Origin of the sequence: Mesorhizobium sp. M0968, from assembly GCF_040319065.1 — a bacterium.
Lineage (GTDB): Bacteria > Pseudomonadota > Alphaproteobacteria > Rhizobiales > Rhizobiaceae > Mesorhizobium.
The window spans coordinates 50,976-69,414 of record NZ_JAMYNL010000005.1; the positions used below are offsets into that span (position 1 = coordinate 50,976).

Here is an 18,439-nt window from a genome sequence, read left to right on the forward strand (position 1 = left end):
CCGGACCGGCAGCGGTCCAAAAGACTCGGCCGGTAAGTTTTTCAAACCTTTGACACCATCGTCCGCAAAATCTGGGAAACGAAACCGGCATCGTTGCAATTCGGCCAAAATCATGGTGCGGTCGTTCGCGGTCCAGAAACGCGGCACTATGCTCGGCTGGAATGAAAATGGTTTCTGGCGCGGATCTCGATCTTTGACACCGACATCTACCGAGCGACTGCTCCCCTACCTCTTTCTGCTTGGGCTGATCGTAATCGCGGTCGCTTTCCGGCCACTGCTGCCCGTCGACGAAACGCGATATCTCAGCGTCACCTGGGAAATGTATCTGAGCGGACAGATCTTCGTCCCGACGATGAATTTCGCGCCCTATCTGCAGAAGCCGCCACTGCTGTTTTGGCTTATCGACCTTGTCTGGAACATTTTCGGCGCCAGCCGGCCGGCGGCGATGCTGGTCATCTTCGCCGCCTCCTCGCTCGTCATCTGGCTGACGACGGCGTTGGCAAAGACCCTGTTTCCGGGCCGCGACGACATCGCGCGGCGCATCCCCTGGCTGGTTGCCGGAAGCAGCGTGTTCGTCATCTATTCGACGCTGATCCTGTTCGACCTGTTGCTGACGGTCTTTGTGCTCGCCGCGCTGTTGTCGTTGATTGCCTTTGCCCGCAGCGGCAACCGCTGGCAGGCCGTTCTGGCCGGGCTGTTCATCGGCACGGGCGTGCTGACGAAAGGCCCAGTGGTGCTGATCCATATCGGCGCGCCCATCCTGTTCTACCCGTTCTGGCGCGACCGGCGGGCGGGACTGACGACACCGAACTTCCTCGCTGGAGTGGGCCTAGCCCTGCTCGCCGCGCTGATTCCGGTGGCGATCTGGCTGGTGCCGGCGACCATCCTGACAAAAGGCAATTTCGTTTATGATCTCGTCTGGAACCAGTCGGCGGGGCGTGTCACCGGCAATTTGCGCAATTCGCATGGCCGGCCGTTCTATTTCTATCTGCTGCTGCTGCCCGTCATGTTCATACCGTGGATCTTCATACCCGAGGTGTGGCGGTTGAAGCTGCTCACGCGGATACGCAGCCTGATCGACGCGAAGTCGCCGGATCTGCGCGCCTTGCGCCTGCTGTCATTCTCGTTCGTTGCCGTCTTTCTGGTGTTCAGCGCGATATCCGGCAAGCAGCCTCATTATGTCGTGCCGATGTTGCCGTTCGTGGTCATCCTGTTCGGCTATTTCATGGCGGAGATCCCGCTCGCCAGGCTGAAGAGCTCGGCCATCGTCATGCTTGTCCTTTTCGGCATTGGCCACGCGGTGGCGTCGGCGACCGCGTTCAAACGCTATGATCTGACGCCGCTCGCCAACTTCATCTACGAGCGAAAGGATGCGGACTGGGCCGTGGCTTTCGACTATCAGGGCGAAGTCGGCTTCCTGGCCCGGTTGCAAAAGCCGTTCGAAAGCACCGACAAACCGGAAGAATGGCTTGGCTCGCATCCCAGCGGCTATGTCATCGACAAGGTTTCCAAGGATCCCGGCACTGCAGGGCAAATCGCGTTCCGGCTTCGCGTCGAACGCGGCTATCTCGTCGTGCTGAAGGGACAGCATTGACGATCGTCACCGGTATGCGAGTTCGTCCCCCGCGCGGGAGATGAAGGCGTTGCTGCTTCGTGGTTCCATCGCTCGATAGAACCGGGAGGTATTCATGCGCAAGCTCATCTCGACGACGCTTTTTGCCGTATCGCTCGCTGTGGCCGGCCTTGCCGCCGATCCGGCATGGAGCTTCAAATGTCAGTCCGGAACGATTGGGCAAGGCAGTTGCTCCTGCTCCGGGACCGCCGACTGCACCGATATGCGGCATTCCAAAATGTGCAAGGGCGACCTGAACTGCGGTTCGGGCAAATGCTCCTGCACGGCCGCATTGGTAGTCGACCCCGGCCCGAAAACCCCCAAGCCCAAGGTCGTCGCGCCGATGGCGACAACCAAAGGCGTCGTGAAGCAGTAGATATCCAATCCGAAAGGACGGCGGCTCGACGTCGCTGGGCCGGCCCGATGTTTCGCGGTTCGTCCCCCATGCGGGCGATGAACCGCTGTCGAAGAAATGGTGTTGTCTAGCCGGAGGGTGGTTTCCAACCGAAAGAGCGAGGATACCATGTTGAAAACCTGCACGATGCTGTTCTTCTGCCTGATGGCGGCCGCCGCGGCCGCCCAGCCGCCGCCTTCGGGGCCGCCGGTTCCCAGTGCGGCACTTGCCCCATGCAACGCCACACAATCGAACAGGCCCTGCAAAGCCGAACTCGGCGTGTTCCTGATCACCAACACCGTCCGCAACCTGGCGCAAGCCAAGGTCGACGCCACCAACGCACAGCTGGCCGCCCAGGGACGATCGTCACGCGCATCGATCGAATCGCTGAAGCAATGGCGGCCGTCGCGCTTTGCGACGCAGATGCTGAACCAGCCGAACAGCTGGTTTGTCAAAGTTCCTTACATCCTGACCATCAAAGTCTCGATCCCGGTGACCTCCGACCGCCACATCGGCATTCCCATAGACGTCAACGTCTTCTGCAGCGGCTGGCAGACCGATTCCAGCCAGGTCATCATCCGCTCGCAACCCGGCCCAGCGAGCTTCGAGGGCGGCAACATCCTCGAAGACGTTTTCAACGTCGGCAATTACATCGACGCTCAGGTACGCAGCTCGTTTTCGGCACCCCTGCCGGTGACGACGCCGGTTCCAAATTCGAAATGCTCGGCAATAGACGGCTCCGATGCCGGCACGCAGGCCACCGGCGATGATCTCATCTTCTGGACGGTGCCGCGGCGCAACCTGGTGGTGACGGACGCCATAGCCAAGCCGACGGTTGAAGTGACCTTCGACAGCCTCACACGCCTGCCAGCCCGCGACTTCCACAACAATGTCGTCTATGCGGAATCCGAGGCCATAAACCTCAACGTCTATGCCAATGAGGATGGCCGTCAGAAGGCGCTGACGATGCGCGAAGGCGACGTGGCTGCGCTGAACCTTCCCGCAGTACGGCTGGACGCGCGAAAATACGATTCGCTGGTCGTCATCGGCAATGTCGACCAGCCGCCGAACGACCCCAGAGACAGCGCCTTCGCAGTAGCGGCCAAGACTGCGGGATTCGGTGCCGGTTCCAAGATCATGCAGATCCCGAAGTGGTATTCGAGGCCGCCGGACCAGTTCAATCCCAAGCCTACATGGATCAGAGTTCCCGGCTATGAGCTGCACTATACGGTACGCTATCTCAACAGCGGCGGGCTGGCCGTCGATGGTGGAACCAGTACGGTCCGGCCTCCAAAAGTCGCCGTTCCGATAGAGACGCTCATCAAGCCGAAAACGCCCTGACGCGGCCGCTCGCGGATGACGGCGGCGGTTCAGACCGCTGCCGCCTTCCCCCGCGCGGCAGATGCGGCAGCACCGGCATCATGGCCTGATCTTGCCGGAACAAACGCGCCGCTGCGCCACGAGCGAGCGGCGCCATCGATGGAGACAAACGATGCAGCACCTTCCCCTCACCATGCCCGCCGTCAGGATCATTGCGGCAATCTCGCTGCTTGCCTTCCCGAACTTCCTGCCGCCGGTCACGAGCCCGGCGAACGCGCTGCCGGTCAGCCAATCCTGCCGGATCACCACCTATTACAAGACTGCGGCAAAGGCGACGGAGGTTGGCGTGCGCTCGACGTGCCAGGGCGTCAAAAAATGGGGCGTCACCTCGAAATATTACGAGGTGGAAAAAATCGAAGCCGCCACGCCCCCGCACACGTCGGGCGGCGGCGGCAGCCTGCCGTGCGAGTTTCTCGCTGCCGGCTGCTCCAACCTGCCTGAGAAACGCAACTGAGCGCCAGGCAAACGAGCTAGCCGATCGCCTTCTCTAAAACCAGCGCCGGCAATCCCGAGGCGCCGCCGCAATCGGCCGTGTTGCCGGCGGGCAAGAACCCCCTCGAGCGGTAGAAGGCGACAGCCGGAGCATTTGCTTCCTCGACCTCGACACGCAGCGTCCGGGCCTCCGGAAAGCTGGCCTCGATCTCGTCCAGCAGCGCCTGGCCGATGCCTTGCCTCTGCCAGGCCGGATGCACGTAAAGCTGGTTCAGCATGACGATCCTGGCATCCGTGGTAGCGGCGGCGAAAGCCATGCCGCCGATGTTTTTGCCGTCGTCGGCGACCAGGAACTCCGAGTTCGGCCGCGTCAGCCGTGCCTTGAGCGCGGCGATAGAATGCCATTCATCGGTGATTTCGGTGACCCGCGGCCCGCCGTAGATGGCATCATAGGTGGCATGCCATGTCTCGACCAGCAATGCGCGCACCGCCGCAAGATCGCGCTCGCCGGCGGTGCGGACGAACATCCTACTCGATCCCGAGCCTGGCCTTGACCAGCTCGTTGACCGCTTGCGGATTGGCCTTGCCGCCGGTCGCCTTCATCACCTGGCCAACGAACCAGCCGGCCATGGTCGGCTTGGCGCGCGCCTGTTCGACCTTGTCCGGGTTGGCAGCGATCACCTCGTCCACCGCCTTTTCGATGGCGCCGGTATCGGTGACCTGCTTCATGCCGCGGCTTTCGACCAGCTGACGCGGATCGCCGCCCTCGTTCCAGACGATCTCGAACAGATCCTTGGCGATCTTGCCGGAGATGGTGCCTTCCTTGATCAGGTCGATGACCGCGCCGAGCTGATCGGGCGAAACCGGAGCATTTTCAATACTCTTGCCGGCTCTGTTCAACGCACCCAGCAAATCGTTGATGACCCAGTTGGCGGCAAGCTTGCCATCGCGACCAGCGGCCACCTTCTCGAAATAGTCGGCGACCGCCTTTTCCGATACCAGGATCGAGGCGTCGTAGGTCGACAGGCCGAGCGAGGTGATCAGCCGCGCCTTTTTCGCGTCGGGAAGTTCCGGCAGGTCCTTTGCCAACGCGTCGATATAGGCCTGGTCGAATTCCAGCGGCAGAAGGTCGGGATCGGGGAAATAGCGGTAGTCGTGCGCTTCTTCCTTGGAACGCATCGAGCGCGTTTCGCCCTTGTTGGGGTCGAACAGCCGCGTTTCCTGGTCGATCTTGCCGCCGTCCTCCAGGATGGCGATCTGGCGGCGCGCCTCGTAGTCGATGGCCTGGCCGATGAAACGGATGGAGTTGACGTTCTTGATCTCGCAGCGCGTGCCGAATTCGCCGCCGGGCCGGCGCACCGAGACGTTGACGTCGGCGCGCAGCGAGCCTTCGTCCATATTGCCGTCGCACGTGCCGAGGTAGCGCACGATGGTGCGCAGCTTGGTGACATAGGCCTTGGCTTCATCGGCGGAGCGCATATCCGGCTTGGAGACGATCTCCATCAGCGCCACGCCGGAGCGGTTGAGATCGACATAGGACATCGTCGCATGCTGGTCGTGCATCGACTTGCCGGCGTCCTGCTCCAGATGCAGGCGCTCGATGCCGACCTCGATGTCCTCGAATTCGCCCTGCCGGTCCGGGCCGACCGAGACGATCACCTTCCCCTCGCCGACGATCGGCTGCTTGAACTGCGAGATCTGGTAGCCCTGCGGCAGGTCGGGATAGAAATAGTTTTTCCTGTCGAAGACCGATTTGTGGTTGATCTCGGCCTTCAGGCCCAGCCCGGTGCGGATCGCCTGCTTGACGCATTCCTCGTTGATGACCGGCAGCATGCCGGGCATCGCCGCGTCGACCAGGCTGACATTGGCGTTGGGCGCGGCGCCGAAAATGGTCGAGGCGCCGGAAAACAGCTTTGCCTGCGAGGTCACCTGCGCGTGGACCTCGAGGCCGATGATGATCTCCCAGTCGCCGGTGGCGCCGGGAACCAGGCGCTTGGCGTCGGGCGTGCGGGTGTCGATAATGCTCATAAGGGCCTGCATACTGAAATTGCGGATATGCGAGAACGCATATTTTGCTGTGCAACTTCGCTAGTGCAAACCGCCAAAAGAGACAAGCGCAAAGCCGCAGGCGCCGACGCGGCACAGGCCCGCACCTGCCGCGACGAACTGCGATAGCAGCTTGAAAAATCGACCTGCCGGCAACCCGGCCGCCGTCACCTATGCCGTGGCGATATAGGCCCTGATCTCCTCGGCCTCGCGCTCGACATCCTCGATGCGCCGCTTGACCACGTCGCCGATCGACACGATGCCGTCGAGCAGCCCGTTCTTTTCCACCGGCAGATGGCGGAAGCGGCCCTTGGTCATGATCTCCATGACCTCGTTGACGGTGTGGTTCTCATTGCAGATCTTCACCTTGGGCGTCATCGCCGAGCGGACGGCAAGGTCGAGCGCCGCCGCCCCCTCCTTGGCGAGAACCCGCACCACATCGCGCTCGGAAAGAATGCCGACGATCTTGTGATCGCCATTGGTGATGACCAGCGCGCCGATCCTGTGTTCGGAAAGCATGCGGATGGCTTCGCTGAGCTTTTCGTTCGGCCCGAGCGTCACCACGTCGTGGCCTTTTGCCTCGAGAATTGCCTTAACAGTCATGGCGTCCTCCTCTGCATTTCCTGCCGGCTCCTGCCCTGGCCGGCTTGCCCTGGGATGAACATGGTGCGCCGCGAACGGTTGCATTTCAAGTGCGGCCGTCTCAGGTCTCCGGCTCGTCCGCCTGCCGGGGCACCTGCTCTCGCCGATCAAAAAACCGCAGGCCGAAAAAGCCGGCAAGAAAGCCGCCAATATGGGCTTCCCAGGCGATCTGGCCGTCAATGCCAGGCGCCAGGCCGAAGAGGCCGGTCGCGAGGTTGATCACCATCCACATGGCGAGAAAGGTGACGACGCCGCGCGAGCGCAGCACCGCCGCCATCGGCAAAGGCTGGCCGGCGAAGGCGGCCTTGCCCGACGATCGGTCGATGCGGAAGCCGTAGCGTGCCGCCGCGCCCATCATGCCGGAAATCGCGCCGGAGGCGCCGACCAGCGGCGCCTCGCCAAGCGGGTGCATGGCCCAGAACAGCGCCACCGCCGCCAGTCCAGTCGCGGCGAAGAACAGGCTGAAGCGCAGCGCGCCGAAGCGGTTGGCCAACGGTGAGCCGAAGGCCGCGAGCCACACCATGTTGATGGCAAGATGGGCAAAGCCGCCATGCAGGAAGGCATAGGTAAAGGGGCTCGAAAACGCGAAGAAATCCAGATCGAAGCGGCCCGAATAGCGGATGGGGACAAAGGCAGCCCGGACAAGCAGTTCGAAATCCTGGTCGTCGGTCAGCCAATAGACCCGGATCAGATGGACCGCGACGCAGATGCCGATCACCGCCAGCACCACGGGCGGCAGGTTGAACACCGGTTCGCGGCGCTCCGGTTCGCGGGCGGCAGGCCCGCTCTCGCCCTGCTCGATCTCCGGTGGGCTTTCTGGGTCGCTCATATGGCTTGCACTCAGTCGCTGGATTGGACTTGGCGAGCATGTAGATCACGGCCAACCGAATCACAAACGGCGAATCAGCAGCCCCGAATCAAAAAAGAAGCCGTCCAAGGTTTCCCTTGAACGGCTGGTCGAGCCCCCTTGCTCCCCCTGAACTCTTGACTGAAGTGCTGCCGATCGTCGCAAAACGACCGCTTCTGGAGTGGTTTTGGTGTGCCACAGGCCTGGCCGGCGCGCAACGTAAACCAGTTGTTAACCTTAACCGCCCCGACCCGTGAACAAGTATTAACGATGCTGGCACGCATCCTGCTCCGCAACGCATGTAGGTCTTCGGAGGGCGCCCTTCTGTTCACCGATGGGACATCAGAAGACAGAATGCGCGGAGCAGCATTAGCATGAACCAGACCGGATCGATCACGCTGTTCCATTATTGGAACCGGTTGCGTGACGGACGCCCTGCCCCGAAGCGCTCGGAAGTCGAACCCGCCGACATCAAGTCGCTGCTGGCCGACACGTTCATCCTGGAAAAGGACACGCGCGGCGAAGCGGTGTTCCGGCTCGCCGGCACCAGGCTCTGCGCGGTCTATGGCCGCGAACTCAAGGGGTTTTCATTCCCTTCGCTGTGGCGCGAGAAGGACCAGCGGCTGATCTCGAAGCTGACCGATGGCGTCTTCGACCTGAAATCGGTGGTGCTCATCACCTATGAAGGTTTCAGCCGCAGCGGCCGTTCCAACAGGTTCGAGCTGCTCGCGCTGCCGCTCGACGGCGGTGTCGAGAGCCCGCGCTGCCTCGGTGTTATAAGCGCCGTCGAAAAGCCCTTCTGGCTGGGCGCCGACCCGGTTCTCGACGCGTTGATCGATTCGATCCGCGTCGTCGATCCCGACAAGGAGCCGATGTTCCCGGGGAACCGTCCGGCGATCGAGGTTCCCTCGCTCGCCCCATCGGAATTCGACCCGCCCGAGACGATTTCGGCGCTCGGCCAGGCCCGCCGCATCCGTCACCTGGTCGTCTTCGACGGCGGACGCGAGGAATGATGCCCAAAGCTTAAAGCAACAGCGCCGGGCTTTCCCCTTTGTTAACCTGCTTTGTTGTAGTTTTCCGCTGAAATTCCCCGCATCCATGCGCGGAATGCCGAACGGGGTATGGCAGTGATGAGGTCAGCGGCGGTCGACCATGCGCCGTCCCAAGCTGAAAGGCGTAACTTTCAGCGCGTCCGCGTGAAAATTTACGGACGTTTCATGCTGGAAGACCGCACCGAACATCCCTGCCAGGTGGTCGACATGTCGCCCGGCAACGTCGCGCTGCGCACCGAGCGCGCCGGCCTGGCGGGCGAAAAGGTCATTGCCTATATCGATCATATCGGCCGCATCGAAGGCGTCATCACCCGCACTTTGCAGGATGGCTTTGCGATGACCGTCATCGCGTCGGAGCGCAAGAGGGACAAGCTCGCCGCGCAACTGACCTGGCTTGCCAACAAGCACGAGCTCGACCTGCCGGAAGACCGCCGCCACGAACGTGTGGCGCCGCGCAACCCGACGAGCGTGCTGCAGCTTGCCGACGGGCGCCAGTACCAGTGCCGCATCATCGACCTGTCGCTGTCTGGCGCGGCGATCGAGATCGACGCCAAGCCGGCCATTGGCGTCCAGGTGATGCTGGGCACCATGCGCGGCCAGATAGTGCGCCATTTCGAAGATGGCGTCGCCATCGAGTTCGCCGTCATCCAGCGGCCGGAAACGCTCGACACTGAATTCAGCTCGTCGCGCGGCTGACGCGGAAGCGTTAGCACTATCGGGAAGAGAGGCTGGCGATCCTTCGCGCCCCCCTCTGTCCCGCCATCCTGGCTGTTCGAACGGTGCGACGAAGCATGGGAACATGCCCGGCTGGAATCCTTAAACAATTCTATATTCAATTGTGTCAAATTTTATGTTTATTCTACTGGCGTTTTACTTAATGTCTACTTCGCGCTTTTGCGTCAAATAAATCCAGCCGTGTCATTGTCTCCTCAAACGGGGAGACTGAATAATGAACAGGATGAGGGGCAAGCTGTTGCTGGCGGCAATAGCGATGCAGCTTTTCGGTTGGGGGACTGTAAACGCGGCGGAGCCGGCCTTCATGCACACCGGCGGCCGCACCACGCAGCCGGTCGGACACTACGAATTGTGCCAGCAGCTTCCGCAGGAATGCAATCAGAGGACGCCTGGCCGGGCACCCGTCGAGCTGACCCGCAAGCTGTGGGCGACGATCGTCAAGGTCAACAATTCGGTCAACAGCAGGGTCGCGCCGCGCACCGACATGGAGATGTGGGGCAAGGAGGAAGTCTGGTCCTTTCCCAATAGCGGCTTCGGCGACTGCGAGGACTATGCGCTGGAAAAGCGCCGCGAGCTGATGAGCATCGGCGTGCCGGCCAGCGATCTGCTGATGACGGTGGTGCGCCAGCGCAATGGCGACGGCCATGCGGTGCTGACCGTGCGCACCAGCCTTGGCGAGTTCATCCTCGACAATCTCCAGCCCAAGGTGCTGTCCTGGACTAATACCGGCTACACCTACCTGAAGCGCCAGTCCGAGCGGAATTCCGGCGCCTGGGTGACGATCAACGACGGCCGCTCCGACGCGGTCGCCAGCGTCCGCTGAGGACGCCAAGGCATGTCGCCCAAAAGTGCGTAGCGGTTTTGGGATAACGACATGCATAAAACAGAGGTTAAGTGCGTCGCATGACTTCGCGCTTTAGGAGAAACCCGGTCGAGTCCCCACCCTCCCCGTCCCCAACGACCGGGTTTAAGGAGCCGGCCCCGTCCCCGGGCCGGCTCCACCATTTCTGGCGGCACTGGGGTCCTGGTGGTGACAATCCGACGCTTGGTGTCCATTGGGATCGCGGGAGACGACATCTTTACGGACCTGCGACGTTGCCGCAAAAGGCTTCTTCTGCGACGTTGCCGCAAAAGGCTTCTTCTGCGACGTTGCAAAAATCAGATGCAAAACTGTCGTTTTAATCGGACGTTTCGCGAAAGATCAGGAGCAAAGCAGCGTGTCGATAAATGCTCTTCCAGAAGAGATCACGCACAACTTTCATCCGGAAGGCCCTTTCCTTGCAAATCTGTGTGATTTGCCGCCCGCTGAAGCTGAGGAGATTTTACAAAGGCATCGAGATTTGGGCAGGCGGACGATCAAAGCAAACTACCTTCGCCGGAGAATGGACACCGAAACGTGGCTCATTGGTGAGCGGCAGCGACTCTTGGGTAATACGCGCCGGAACAGACCAATTTACTTCTTTCTCGGTGATTTTGCGCACGGTAAGGACCCCTCTCGGCCTTGCTCCCTGGTGATGCCGCTTGGAGTATTTTCGCCCAGCGTTCTCACATTTACTTTTCCAGATAGCATGGCCAGTCTTCCAATCGCGACCTTGGAGAGCCATCGGCTTGAACGAAGACCTTATCATGGCAAGGTATTCACCTTGGGCGAGATCAGGCGAGTAGTTGCAGAATTCGGCCTACCCGGCGAGCATTGGCGGTCGGATTACCTAAGGCGCTTCGATCGTTTCATTGAGGTCCAAGTCTGGGACGATAGGCCAATCTTAGAATTTTTTGGTCGAACAGGGTCAGCCACGTTGTTTGCAGGAGACAACGAAAGCGAAACGTCGCAAGTATCCTGAGTTTCGCGACAGTTTGCTCTGCCTATCCGGTCAATTGTCTGTTGCAAATGCAAAGATCAGGTGCAGAACTGTCGTTCTAATCGGGAATTTTGCGAAACTACCCGACGATGATCACTTGGCCGGTGATGGCCCCTTCCACGCTCTTCGCATAGGCCAGCCCCACCCGTTTCGACGAAACGGGCTCGTGACCGGGAAACCATTCGCCATATCTCGGCACGGACACGTCCAGAAGTCCGGGGCTCACAACATTGATGCGGAGACCGCGCGGCATCTCGATCGCCGCACCAAGGACAAAACCGCCGAGCGCGCCGTTTGCTGTTGCTGCCCCTGTTCCCATCCGAATGGGATCGCGGTCGAGCACTCCGCTAGTTAGTGTGAACGAGCCTCCGTCGCTGACAGTGGCTAGCCCTGCCAGGACCAAATTGACCTGCCCCATGACCTTATGGCGCAGGCCCCGCATGAACGTTTCTTCAGTGTACTCGCCAAGCGGTCCGAAATGGACATTGCCTGCTGTCGAGATGATGGCGTCCACCTTGCCGCATTTGGCGTACATGGCATCGACCGATGCGCGGTCGGCCATATCGACCTGAATGTAGCCGCTGGACCGTCCGGCCTTTATGATCTCATGGCGAGAACCTAACTCGTCGCAGACCACTTTCGCGATATCACCTTCGGCGCCGATGACAATAATTCTCATGACAGTTCCTCTGTCATCTCGTCATACCGTTTGAGCTTGTAGGCAAGGACTTCGGCACAGCGATCCAAGGCAGTTCGCCGCTTTTCCAGATGCGCCGCGTGGTCAAGAAGAATCGCTTTCCGTTCGGACAGCGTTTCGTTGCCCCTCTGATAGAGCTGTGCAAAGTACCGCATCCGCTCCATGGGCATGCCCGTCTCGCGCAGCGAGGACAGGAGGATAAGCCATTCGACAGTCTCCGCCGAGAAGTCACGCTTTCCATCACTTCCTCGTGCGATCTTCGGAAGCAAATCCAATTTCTCATAGTAGCGGATGGTGTCGATACTCAGTCCGCTTGTAGATGCCGCCTCCGAGATGCGCATGTGTTGCCTACAGTCTGCCGATTCTGCGTTAGGCTACCAAGCTGGAGCAGCTCCAGGTCAAGCGGGAATTACGCCTTCCCCAGCCCGCCCTAAACCGCCTCCCGTTTGCCGTCGAAACGCTGTTACTTGCCCCTGATACGGAACGCGTCGACAAAGGCGGAAAACGCCGGAGAGGGATGGCGCCGGCTTGGATAGTACAGGTGGTAACCCTGGAACGTCGGGCACCATTTGGTCAGGACTTCCTGGAGAAGGCCGCTCTCAATGTGTGGAAGGACGAGTTCACGCGGTAGATAGGCCAAGCCCACTCCGTCAAGCGCAGCCTGGATCGCCGGCCCCATGTTGTTAAGCGTCAGTTGCCCCTCGACCCGAGCACTGAACTCGCGCGCTCCTTCCCGCAATTCCCAGGCATAGACCGATCCTGACGTCGGCAGCCGGTAGTTGATGCAGTTATGGTCGGTCAGCTCCTGCGGCGTCTCCGGCGGTGTCCGGTGGGCGAAGTAATGGGGTGAGCCGACCACAGTGTAGGTCACGTCGGCTCCGATGCGCACGGCTACCATATCCCGGGCAATGGACTCGCCCAGACGCACGCCGGCATCGAACTGGCGCTCGACGATGTTGGTGAAGGCGTTGTCGACCACCAACTCGACATTGATATCGGGGAAGTCGCTCAGGAACTTTGGCAGCCGGGCGCGGAAGACAATGTCGACCGAATCGTCGGTGCACACCAGGCGAATGTTGCCGGACGGCCTGTCGCGAAGGACGCCGAGAGCGCTGACCTCAGCCGCGATGCCTTCGAAATGCGGTTCGATGCCTTCCTTGAGGCGTTGACCGGCCGCCGTCGGGGCCACGTCGCGCGTGGTGCGAGACAGAAGACGGACGCCAAGCCGCGACTCCAGCGACTTGATGGTGTGGCTAAGGGCCGAAGGAGTGACCCCGAGCTTGGCGGCTGCTCGGGTGAAGCTCCGCGTCCGGGTGATCTCCAGGAACGCGCGCATTTCGGCGAACTCGTCGCGTGGCATTGATGAGCCTCATTCACAACCACATCAAAATTATACCCGCTAGTCGCATTTGGCCAGCCCGACTACTTAGTTCGGGAACGGACAGGAGACTGCCTTATGACCATCGATTTCGTGCTGGACGAGGCCACTGCTGCGGACAGCGGGACGACCCCATGGTCTGCGGTGGTCTGCCTGTCGCTGCTGACCTTCCTTCTGGTCGGACTGGAGTTCCTCCCGGTGAGCCTGCTCACCCCGATCGCTCAGGATCTGGCCGTCTCCGAGGGTCAGGCAGGCCAGGCAATCGCGGTATCCGGATTCTTCGCCGTGGTTACCAGCCTCTTCGGCAACTCGCTGTTGCGAAACGTCGATCGACGGACGGTGGTTCTGGTCTATACGGCAGTGCTGGCCACATCGAGCCTGGCGGTGGCGCTTGCTCCCAACTTCCTGGTCTTCCTGGCCGGGCGGGCGCTGGTGGGCATCGCGATCGGCGGTTTCTGGTCACTGTCGACGGCCATTCTGGCCCGCCTGGCCGCGGGACCCGACCTGCCCAAGGCCATTGCCTTGCTCCAGGGTGGCACTGCCTTCGCATTGGTGATCGCCGCGCCCGTCGGCAGCTTCCTCGGATCGCTGATCGGATGGCGGGCAACCTTTTTCGTCACTGTCCCCATCGGCCTTGCGGCGCTCGTGTGGCAGTTGGCCGTTCTCCCGAAGATGCCGCCGATAGAGATCGCCTCGGTGTCGAGCATGTTCGGCCTGCTGCGGAATCGCAGATTCGCCATCGGCATGGGCGCGACCGGGCTCGCTTTCATCGGGCAGAACGCGCTCTCGATCTATCTGCGGCCGTTTCTGGAAAACGTGACGGGCCTTGAGGTCAACACCCTCTCACTGGCTCTGTTAGGCGTCGGCCTCGGTGGCCTGGCGGGACTGTCGATCATCGGCCTCATACTCCGGCGGCACCTCACAGCCGTGCTGATCGGGCTGCCGAGTGCACTCGCGGTCTTCGCTCTACTGCTGATTGCCTTTGGACCGTTTGCACGCGCCACGGCCGGCCTGCTGGTTCTTTGGGGACTGTTCGCTACCCCGATCCCGGTGGCGTGGAACACCTGGATGAGCACGCTCATCCCTGAAGACCTGGAGGCCGGGGGCGGACTCCAGGTCGCCCTGATCCAGTTCGCGATCGCAGGCGGCGCTATTGCAGGAGGCCTGCTGTTCGACGTGGCCGGCTGGTGGAGCGCCTTCCTTCTCACCGCCGTCCTGCTCACGGGATCGGCCTTGCTCGCCGCCTCGGCCGGCCCCCGCACCTGAACTCTTTCAATTCTTGTCAAGGAGAATCTCATGTCCGAAGGAATCGAGAACAAGGTCGTCGTCATCACCGGTGCCAGCAGCGGCCTCGGTGAAGCGACGGCACGCCATCTTGCCGCACGAGGCGCTTCCGTGGTCCTGGGTGCACGCCGGTCACACCGCATCGACGCCCTTGTCCAGGAACTGACCGGCGCTGGGCACAAAGCCAAGGCCGTTACTACGGACGTCACCGATGCCGGCCAGGTCCAGAACCTGGTGAACACGGCGGTCCGGGAATTCGGCCGCATCGACGTGATGCTCAACAATGCGGGCCTCATGCCGTTGGCCCCGCTCGAACGGCTCAAGGTCGACGAATGGGACCGGATGATCGACGTCAACATCAAGGGCGTCCTTTACGGCATCGCGGCCGCGCTTCCGTACATGAAGGAGCAGCGATCGGGGCACATTATCAATGTCTCGTCCGTATACGGCCATGTGGTCGACCCGGGTGCGGCGGTCTATTGCGCCACCAAGTTCGCGGTGCGTGCGCTATCCGAGGGTCTGCGGAAAGAGGTGAAACCCTACAATATCCGTACCACGGTGATCTCGCCGGGCGCTGTCAGCACAGAGTTGCTCGAGCATATCAGCGAGAAGGATATCCAGCAGGGGACCAGGGACTTCGTGAGCAAGATCGCCGTGGGGCCAGATACGTTTGCCCGAACGGTCGCCTTCGCGATCAACGAGCCCGACGACGTCGATATCAACGAGATCTTGTTCCGGCCGACCGCCCAGCCGGTTTGACTTGGAAGGGGTTATGCTTCGATATCTTGAGGCCCGGCTCCGCCATTTCCGGGTCGGCTAGACCTTCCTCAGCCCCGCCCTAAACCGCCTGCCGTTTGCCACATAATGCGCGGCCGAGGCGCGCAGCCTGGCGACTGCGTCCTCGTCGAGCATCCTGACGACGCGCGCGGGCGAGCCGACGATCAGCGAATTGTCGGGAAATTGCTTGCCTTCGGTGACCAGCGCGCCGGCACCGACCAGCGAGTTGTTGCCGATCTTCGCCCCATTCAGCACGATGGCGCCCATGCCGATCAGGCTGTTGTCGCCGATCGTGCATCCGTGCAGCAAGGCACGGTGGCCGATCGTGCAGCCTTGGCCGACGGTCAGCGGAAAGCTGGCGTCGGTGTGCATGATTGTGTGCTCCTGCACGTTTGTGTCGGCGCCGACGACGATCGGCTCGTCGTCGCCGCGGACGACGACGCCGAACCAGAAGCCGGCATTGCGGCCAATCCTGATATTGCCGATCAGGGTGGCATCGGGCGCGATCCAGTTGCTGTCGGCGTCCTCGAAGGCGGGCGCTTTTCCGTCAATCGCGTAGATCGGCATTGCTGTCTCCAGATCGTCTCACACCGACAAGCTGCCAGACCCTAGAAGCGAAGCCGCCCAGGACGCAATGGCGATCACCACCATGCCCAGCGCCAGCGCCCAGATGGTCGCCGTACAGCCGCAGGAGATCAGCCCCAGCACCGAGATGCGACGCTCGCGCCAGGCGTCCAGCGCCTCGTTGGCGAACATCAGCGGCCCGGCGCAAGCCGTCGCGGCGAGTGAGCGCAGCATGTGCTTCGACGATACATAGGGCTGGACGAAGGCAAGCCTGCGGCCGGCGATCAGCTCCATCGCCGATCCGGCCAGGCCGCAAGCCGTCAGCCCAGCCATAAAACTGAATATGATTTGTTCGACCGGGCCCATCTTTACCCTCCGTTTACCATGAAATCGCACAGTCGCCCGCAAAGCTGCGAAGCAAGAGCCGTGCCGCGCCGAGATGTGCCGTTCAGGTACACCCGATGGGACGGCAAATGAGGGTCGCGATGAAGCAGGCAGCCGCCACTGAGGGCCCGCAACTCAGCGTCGTCGATTCGACGCTGATGAGGCGGGTGTTTTATGCATTCGCGACGCTGGCGCTGCTTTCGGTGGCGATCAGCCTCGGGGGCAAATGGTTCGGCCGCTCGATCGCCATGGCCGGGTACACCGACGACACCACGGTCCACAGGGTCGTCATCGGCAACAACGTCATCGCCGTGCCGGCCAATGTCATCCGCTTTGCCCAGGCCCGGCGCGACGGCATCGCCTCGCGACTCGACCTCTATCTGCGGTATCCCGAGATGGACGGCTACAGCGAGGCTGCCCGCAACGACTTCAACCACACCGGACCCAGCAAGGACATCGTCTTCCTGTCGTTCGAGCCGCAGATGATGTCGCGCGACATGAGCGGCCGCTTCGCGCCGATCTACAGCGCGCTGATCGCCAAGCCGGGTACACCCGGCCCTGGCGGCACCACGCTTTACGCCTTCAGCGAAAAATCAGGCTATCTCAACGAAGTGCTGGCGGTCGCCGATCGCCCCGGCGAGGATCCGTTCGTCGCACGCTGCCTGAGCGGCCCGAGCGCGGACGAATCGCTGGCGCCCTGCGAACGCGACATCCTGGTCGGCGACAATCTCAGCCTCACCTACCGCTTCCCCCGGGAATTCCTGGGCGACTGGCAGGGGCTCGACGCGGCGATTTCGGGCGAGGCGGCACGTGTGCAGAAGACCGGGCGATAAGCAACGAAACGAGCCGTTCCGTAGCGATCCTTCGCGCCCCTCTCTGTCCTACCGGACATCTCCCCCACGAGGGGGGAGATCGGCCGTCATCTTGGCTTTCGCCAATCTCCAATGTTGCAGAAAGAGTGCAGCGCCGAGGCAGCCAATCCTCCTTCGTGGGGGAGATGGCCGGCAGGCCAGAGGGGGGCGCTGTCCCACCGGCGTCCTGCAAGGTTCCGTATCGCCGCAGCACTTGAGGCGTAGCGGCCAGCTAAACTCCCAGCTCAGGCCAGATCGATGTCGAGGATCGCCATCGAGAAATTATAGTCCCCATCGTCCTCGTCCTTGAAGACGATGCCGAGGAACTCGTCGCCGACATAGACCTCGGCCGAATCTTCCTTGCGCGGCCGCGCCTTCACTTCGAGTTTAGGGTTCTGGAAGGTGCGCTTGAAATAGGCGTCCAGCTTTCTGATTTCGTCCGGCTTCAACAGTCTTCTCCGATCGTCGGCTTCTTCGTTTGAGCGCGCTTCTGGCACGTCGACAATGGCCATGTAAAGGCAAGCCGGCATGGGGGGGCAGGAATTCAGCCCCTGCCCGAGCACTCAGATGTCGAAGCTGACGACGTGGTCCATCGTCTGCGATGGCAACAGCTGGTCCATCTGCCGCGAAGGCTGGTCGCAGCCGGTCTCGCCGACGACGCGGGCCGGCACGCCGGCAACCGTCTTGTTGTGCGGTACCGGCGACAGCACCACCGAGCCGGCCGCGATCTTCGAGCAATGGCCGATCTCGATGTTGCCGAGGATCTTGGCGCCGGCGCCGATCAGCACGCCGTAGCGGATCTTGGGATGGCGGTCGCCGCCGGCTTTGCCGGTGCCGCCCAGCGTCACGCCGTGCAGGATTGACACGTCGTCCTCGATCACCGCCGTCTGGCCGACGACGAGGCCGGTGGCGTGGTCGAGGAAGATGCCCTTGCCGATGCGGGCAGCCGGATTGATGTCGGTCTGGAACACCGAGGACGACCGGCTCTGCAAATACAGCGCGAAATCCTGACGGCCCTGGTTCCACAGCCAATGCGCCAGCCGGTGCGTCTGGATGGCGTGAAAACCCTTGAAGTAGAGCACCGGCATGATGAAGCGGTCGCATGCCGGATCACGGTCGTAATAGGCCTGGATATCAACGCGCACCGTCGTCGACCAGTCCTTGTCGTCGGCCGCCATCGCCTTGAACGTCTGGCGGATGAGGTCGGAGCCGATGTCCTGGTGGGCGAGGCGCTCGGCCAGCCGGTGAATGACCGCTTCTTCCAGGTTTTCCTGATTGAGGATGGTCGAATAGAGGAACGCCGCCAGCAGCGGATCGCGGTTGACCGCTTCCATCGCTTCGTCGCGGATCGAACGCCAGATCGGATCTACCGGCTGCACCCTGGTGGGACGGGAAATCGTAACGCTGTTCATCTGATGTCTCCGGCCATCCAATGTCTCGGCCATCCAATGTCTCGGTTGGCGGCTTGCCTATTCTCCGGCCGCACCTATAAGCCAGATCATAGC

General features: G+C 61.7%; 22 protein-coding genes. 11 read left to right on the forward strand and 11 right to left on the reverse strand.

Annotated elements, in window-relative coordinates:
* Nucleotides 1–193 precede the first annotated feature (193 nt).
* From NKH67_RS10440 to NKH67_RS10455, 4 genes are all read left to right on the forward strand, one after another.
* Entirely contained in the window at nucleotides 194–1,594 is a 1,401-nt protein-coding gene (locus NKH67_RS10440) for an ArnT family glycosyltransferase (protein WP_352501644.1), read from the forward strand.
* A 94-nt stretch (nucleotides 1,595–1,688) separates the two neighbouring features.
* On the forward strand, nucleotides 1,689–1,988 hold the full coding sequence (locus NKH67_RS10445; protein WP_352472757.1) for a hypothetical protein: 300 nt from the start codon (nucleotides 1,689–1,691) through the stop codon (nucleotides 1,986–1,988).
* A 147-nt stretch (nucleotides 1,989–2,135) separates the two neighbouring features.
* Entirely contained in the window at nucleotides 2,136–3,347 is a 1,212-nt protein-coding gene (locus NKH67_RS10450; protein WP_352501643.1) for a hypothetical protein, read from the forward strand.
* A 151-nt stretch (nucleotides 3,348–3,498) separates the two neighbouring features.
* Nucleotides 3,499–3,840 carry a hypothetical protein gene (locus NKH67_RS10455; RefSeq protein WP_352501642.1) on the forward strand — a complete coding sequence of 114 codons (342 nt, stop codon included), beginning with the start codon at nucleotides 3,499–3,501 and terminating at the stop codon, nucleotides 3,838–3,840.
* A gap of 16 nt (nucleotides 3,841–3,856) precedes the next feature.
* Here the strand turns inward: NKH67_RS10455 and NKH67_RS10460 are convergent, their stop codons facing one another.
* From NKH67_RS10460 to NKH67_RS10475, 4 genes are all read right to left on the reverse strand, one after another.
* Nucleotides 3,857–4,345, reverse strand: a complete 489-nt coding sequence (locus NKH67_RS10460) for a GNAT family N-acetyltransferase (protein WP_352501641.1) — start codon at nucleotides 4,343–4,345, stop codon at nucleotides 3,857–3,859.
* Nucleotide 4,346: 1 nt separating this feature from the next.
* Entirely contained in the window at nucleotides 4,347–5,846 is a 1,500-nt protein-coding gene (gene gatB, locus NKH67_RS10465; protein WP_352501640.1) for an Asp-tRNA(Asn)/Glu-tRNA(Gln) amidotransferase subunit GatB, read from the reverse strand.
* A gap of 189 nt (nucleotides 5,847–6,035) precedes the next feature.
* Complete coding sequence (locus tag NKH67_RS10470) at nucleotides 6,036–6,467, reverse strand: CBS domain-containing protein (protein ID WP_023674810.1); 432 nt, start codon at nucleotides 6,465–6,467, stop codon at nucleotides 6,036–6,038.
* A 100-nt stretch (nucleotides 6,468–6,567) separates the two neighbouring features.
* On the reverse strand, nucleotides 6,568–7,335 hold the full coding sequence (locus NKH67_RS10475; RefSeq protein WP_352501639.1) for a rhomboid family intramembrane serine protease: 768 nt from the start codon (nucleotides 7,333–7,335) through the stop codon (nucleotides 6,568–6,570).
* Nucleotides 7,336–7,727: 392 nt separating this feature from the next.
* Here NKH67_RS10475 and NKH67_RS10480 point away from each other — a divergent pair, with 392 nt between their 5' ends.
* The 4 genes from NKH67_RS10480 (at nucleotide 7,728) to NKH67_RS10495 (ending at nucleotide 10,981) form a co-directional block, all read left to right on the forward strand.
* Entirely contained in the window at nucleotides 7,728–8,366 is a 639-nt protein-coding gene (locus NKH67_RS10480) for a PAS domain-containing protein (protein WP_023674809.1), read from the forward strand.
* A 117-nt stretch (nucleotides 8,367–8,483) separates the two neighbouring features.
* A complete protein-coding gene (locus tag NKH67_RS10485) occupies nucleotides 8,484–9,101 on the forward strand; it encodes a PilZ domain-containing protein (RefSeq protein ID WP_352501638.1) in 618 nt (205 codons plus the stop codon).
* Nucleotides 9,102–9,363: 262 nt separating this feature from the next.
* The gene (locus NKH67_RS10490) at nucleotides 9,364–9,963 is read left to right on the forward strand and encodes a transglutaminase-like cysteine peptidase (RefSeq protein ID WP_352501681.1); all 600 of its coding nucleotides are present in this window, start codon (nucleotides 9,364–9,366) and stop codon (nucleotides 9,961–9,963) included.
* Nucleotides 9,964–10,195: 232 nt separating this feature from the next.
* Complete coding sequence (locus NKH67_RS10495; RefSeq protein ID WP_352501637.1) at nucleotides 10,196–10,981, forward strand: hypothetical protein; 786 nt, start codon at nucleotides 10,196–10,198, stop codon at nucleotides 10,979–10,981.
* 97 nt (nucleotides 10,982–11,078) lie between these two features.
* Here the strand turns inward: NKH67_RS10495 and NKH67_RS10500 are convergent, their stop codons facing one another.
* From NKH67_RS10500 to NKH67_RS10510, 3 genes are all read right to left on the reverse strand, one after another.
* Nucleotides 11,079–11,678: a short chain dehydrogenase gene (locus tag NKH67_RS10500; protein WP_352501636.1), complete on the reverse strand. Its 600-nt coding sequence runs from the start codon at nucleotides 11,676–11,678 to the stop codon at nucleotides 11,079–11,081.
* Nucleotides 11,675–12,037 carry a MerR family transcriptional regulator gene (locus tag NKH67_RS10505; RefSeq protein ID WP_352501635.1) on the reverse strand — a complete coding sequence of 121 codons (363 nt, stop codon included), beginning with the start codon at nucleotides 12,035–12,037 and terminating at the stop codon, nucleotides 11,675–11,677. The genes NKH67_RS10500 and NKH67_RS10505 overlap by 4 nt, the downstream gene beginning before the upstream one ends.
* A gap of 122 nt (nucleotides 12,038–12,159) precedes the next feature.
* A complete protein-coding gene (locus tag NKH67_RS10510; protein WP_023674806.1) occupies nucleotides 12,160–13,056 on the reverse strand; it encodes a LysR family transcriptional regulator in 897 nt (298 codons plus the stop codon).
* A gap of 96 nt (nucleotides 13,057–13,152) precedes the next feature.
* Here NKH67_RS10510 and NKH67_RS10515 point away from each other — a divergent pair, with 96 nt between their 5' ends.
* Entirely contained in the window at nucleotides 13,153–14,340 is a 1,188-nt protein-coding gene (locus tag NKH67_RS10515) for an MFS transporter (RefSeq protein ID WP_352501634.1), read from the forward strand.
* A gap of 30 nt (nucleotides 14,341–14,370) precedes the next feature.
* Nucleotides 14,371–15,117, forward strand: a complete 747-nt coding sequence (locus tag NKH67_RS10520; RefSeq protein ID WP_352472745.1) for an SDR family oxidoreductase — start codon at nucleotides 14,371–14,373, stop codon at nucleotides 15,115–15,117.
* Nucleotides 15,118–15,174: 57 nt separating this feature from the next.
* Here the strand turns inward: NKH67_RS10520 and NKH67_RS10525 are convergent, their stop codons facing one another.
* Nucleotides 15,175–15,702 carry a gamma carbonic anhydrase family protein gene (locus tag NKH67_RS10525; protein WP_352501633.1) on the reverse strand — a complete coding sequence of 176 codons (528 nt, stop codon included), beginning with the start codon at nucleotides 15,700–15,702 and terminating at the stop codon, nucleotides 15,175–15,177.
* An 18-nt stretch (nucleotides 15,703–15,720) separates the two neighbouring features.
* The gene (locus NKH67_RS10530) at nucleotides 15,721–16,065 is read right to left on the reverse strand and encodes a DUF6949 family protein (RefSeq protein WP_254817711.1); all 345 of its coding nucleotides are present in this window, start codon (nucleotides 16,063–16,065) and stop codon (nucleotides 15,721–15,723) included.
* Nucleotides 16,066–16,184: 119 nt separating this feature from the next.
* On the opposite strand from NKH67_RS10530, the gene NKH67_RS10535 reads away from it, so the two are divergent.
* Nucleotides 16,185–16,916 carry a hypothetical protein gene (locus tag NKH67_RS10535; RefSeq protein ID WP_352501632.1) on the forward strand — a complete coding sequence of 244 codons (732 nt, stop codon included), beginning with the start codon at nucleotides 16,185–16,187 and terminating at the stop codon, nucleotides 16,914–16,916.
* Nucleotides 16,917–17,179: 263 nt separating this feature from the next.
* On the opposite strand, the gene NKH67_RS10540 is transcribed toward NKH67_RS10535, so the two are convergent.
* Both NKH67_RS10540 and cysE read right to left on the reverse strand, forming a co-directional pair.
* The gene (locus tag NKH67_RS10540) at nucleotides 17,180–17,383 is read right to left on the reverse strand and encodes a DUF3126 family protein (protein ID WP_023674799.1); all 204 of its coding nucleotides are present in this window, start codon (nucleotides 17,381–17,383) and stop codon (nucleotides 17,180–17,182) included.
* Nucleotides 17,384–17,497: 114 nt separating this feature from the next.
* Nucleotides 17,498–18,346 (reverse strand): serine O-acetyltransferase, encoded by an 849-nt coding sequence (cysE, locus tag NKH67_RS10545; RefSeq protein WP_023717455.1) that lies wholly within the window; start codon nucleotides 18,344–18,346, stop codon nucleotides 17,498–17,500.
* Nucleotides 18,347–18,439: the final 93 nt, after the last annotated feature.

Excerpts from the sequence above, each read along its gene's own strand:
- NKH67_RS10450 (WP_352501643.1), top strand. The coding sequence starts at position 2,136 with ATGTTGAAAACCTGCACGATGCTGTTCTTCTGCCTGATGGCGGCCGCC.
- NKH67_RS10490 (WP_352501681.1), top strand. The coding sequence starts at position 9,364 with ATGAGGGGCAAGCTGTTGCTGGCGGCAATAGCGATGCAGCTTTTCGGT.
- gatB (WP_352501640.1), bottom strand. The coding sequence starts at position 5,846 with ATGAGCATTATCGACACCCGCACGCCCGACGCCAAGCGCCTGGTTCCC.
- NKH67_RS10535 (WP_352501632.1), top strand. The coding sequence starts at position 16,185 with ATGAAGCAGGCAGCCGCCACTGAGGGCCCGCAACTCAGCGTCGTCGAT.
- NKH67_RS10530 (WP_254817711.1), bottom strand. The coding sequence starts at position 16,065 with ATGGGCCCGGTCGAACAAATCATATTCAGTTTTATGGCTGGGCTGACG.
- NKH67_RS10515 (WP_352501634.1), top strand. The coding sequence starts at position 13,153 with ATGACCATCGATTTCGTGCTGGACGAGGCCACTGCTGCGGACAGCGGG.
- NKH67_RS10500 (WP_352501636.1), bottom strand. The coding sequence starts at position 11,678 with ATGAGAATTATTGTCATCGGCGCCGAAGGTGATATCGCGAAAGTGGTC.
- NKH67_RS10455 (WP_352501642.1), top strand. The coding sequence starts at position 3,499 with ATGCAGCACCTTCCCCTCACCATGCCCGCCGTCAGGATCATTGCGGCA.
- NKH67_RS10445 (WP_352472757.1), top strand. The coding sequence starts at position 1,689 with ATGCGCAAGCTCATCTCGACGACGCTTTTTGCCGTATCGCTCGCTGTG.
- NKH67_RS10475 (WP_352501639.1), bottom strand. The coding sequence starts at position 7,335 with ATGAGCGACCCAGAAAGCCCACCGGAGATCGAGCAGGGCGAGAGCGGG.
- NKH67_RS10485 (WP_352501638.1), top strand. The coding sequence starts at position 8,484 with ATGAGGTCAGCGGCGGTCGACCATGCGCCGTCCCAAGCTGAAAGGCGT.
- NKH67_RS10460 (WP_352501641.1), bottom strand. The coding sequence starts at position 4,345 with ATGTTCGTCCGCACCGCCGGCGAGCGCGATCTTGCGGCGGTGCGCGCA.
- NKH67_RS10525 (WP_352501633.1), bottom strand. The coding sequence starts at position 15,702 with ATGCCGATCTACGCGATTGACGGAAAAGCGCCCGCCTTCGAGGACGCC.
- NKH67_RS10505 (WP_352501635.1), bottom strand. The coding sequence starts at position 12,037 with ATGCGCATCTCGGAGGCGGCATCTACAAGCGGACTGAGTATCGACACC.
- NKH67_RS10520 (WP_352472745.1), top strand. The coding sequence starts at position 14,371 with ATGTCCGAAGGAATCGAGAACAAGGTCGTCGTCATCACCGGTGCCAGC.
- cysE (WP_023717455.1), bottom strand. The coding sequence starts at position 18,346 with ATGAACAGCGTTACGATTTCCCGTCCCACCAGGGTGCAGCCGGTAGAT.
- NKH67_RS10510 (WP_023674806.1), bottom strand. The coding sequence starts at position 13,056 with ATGCCACGCGACGAGTTCGCCGAAATGCGCGCGTTCCTGGAGATCACC.
- NKH67_RS10470 (WP_023674810.1), bottom strand. The coding sequence starts at position 6,467 with ATGACTGTTAAGGCAATTCTCGAGGCAAAAGGCCACGACGTGGTGACG.
- NKH67_RS10480 (WP_023674809.1), top strand. The coding sequence starts at position 7,728 with ATGAACCAGACCGGATCGATCACGCTGTTCCATTATTGGAACCGGTTG.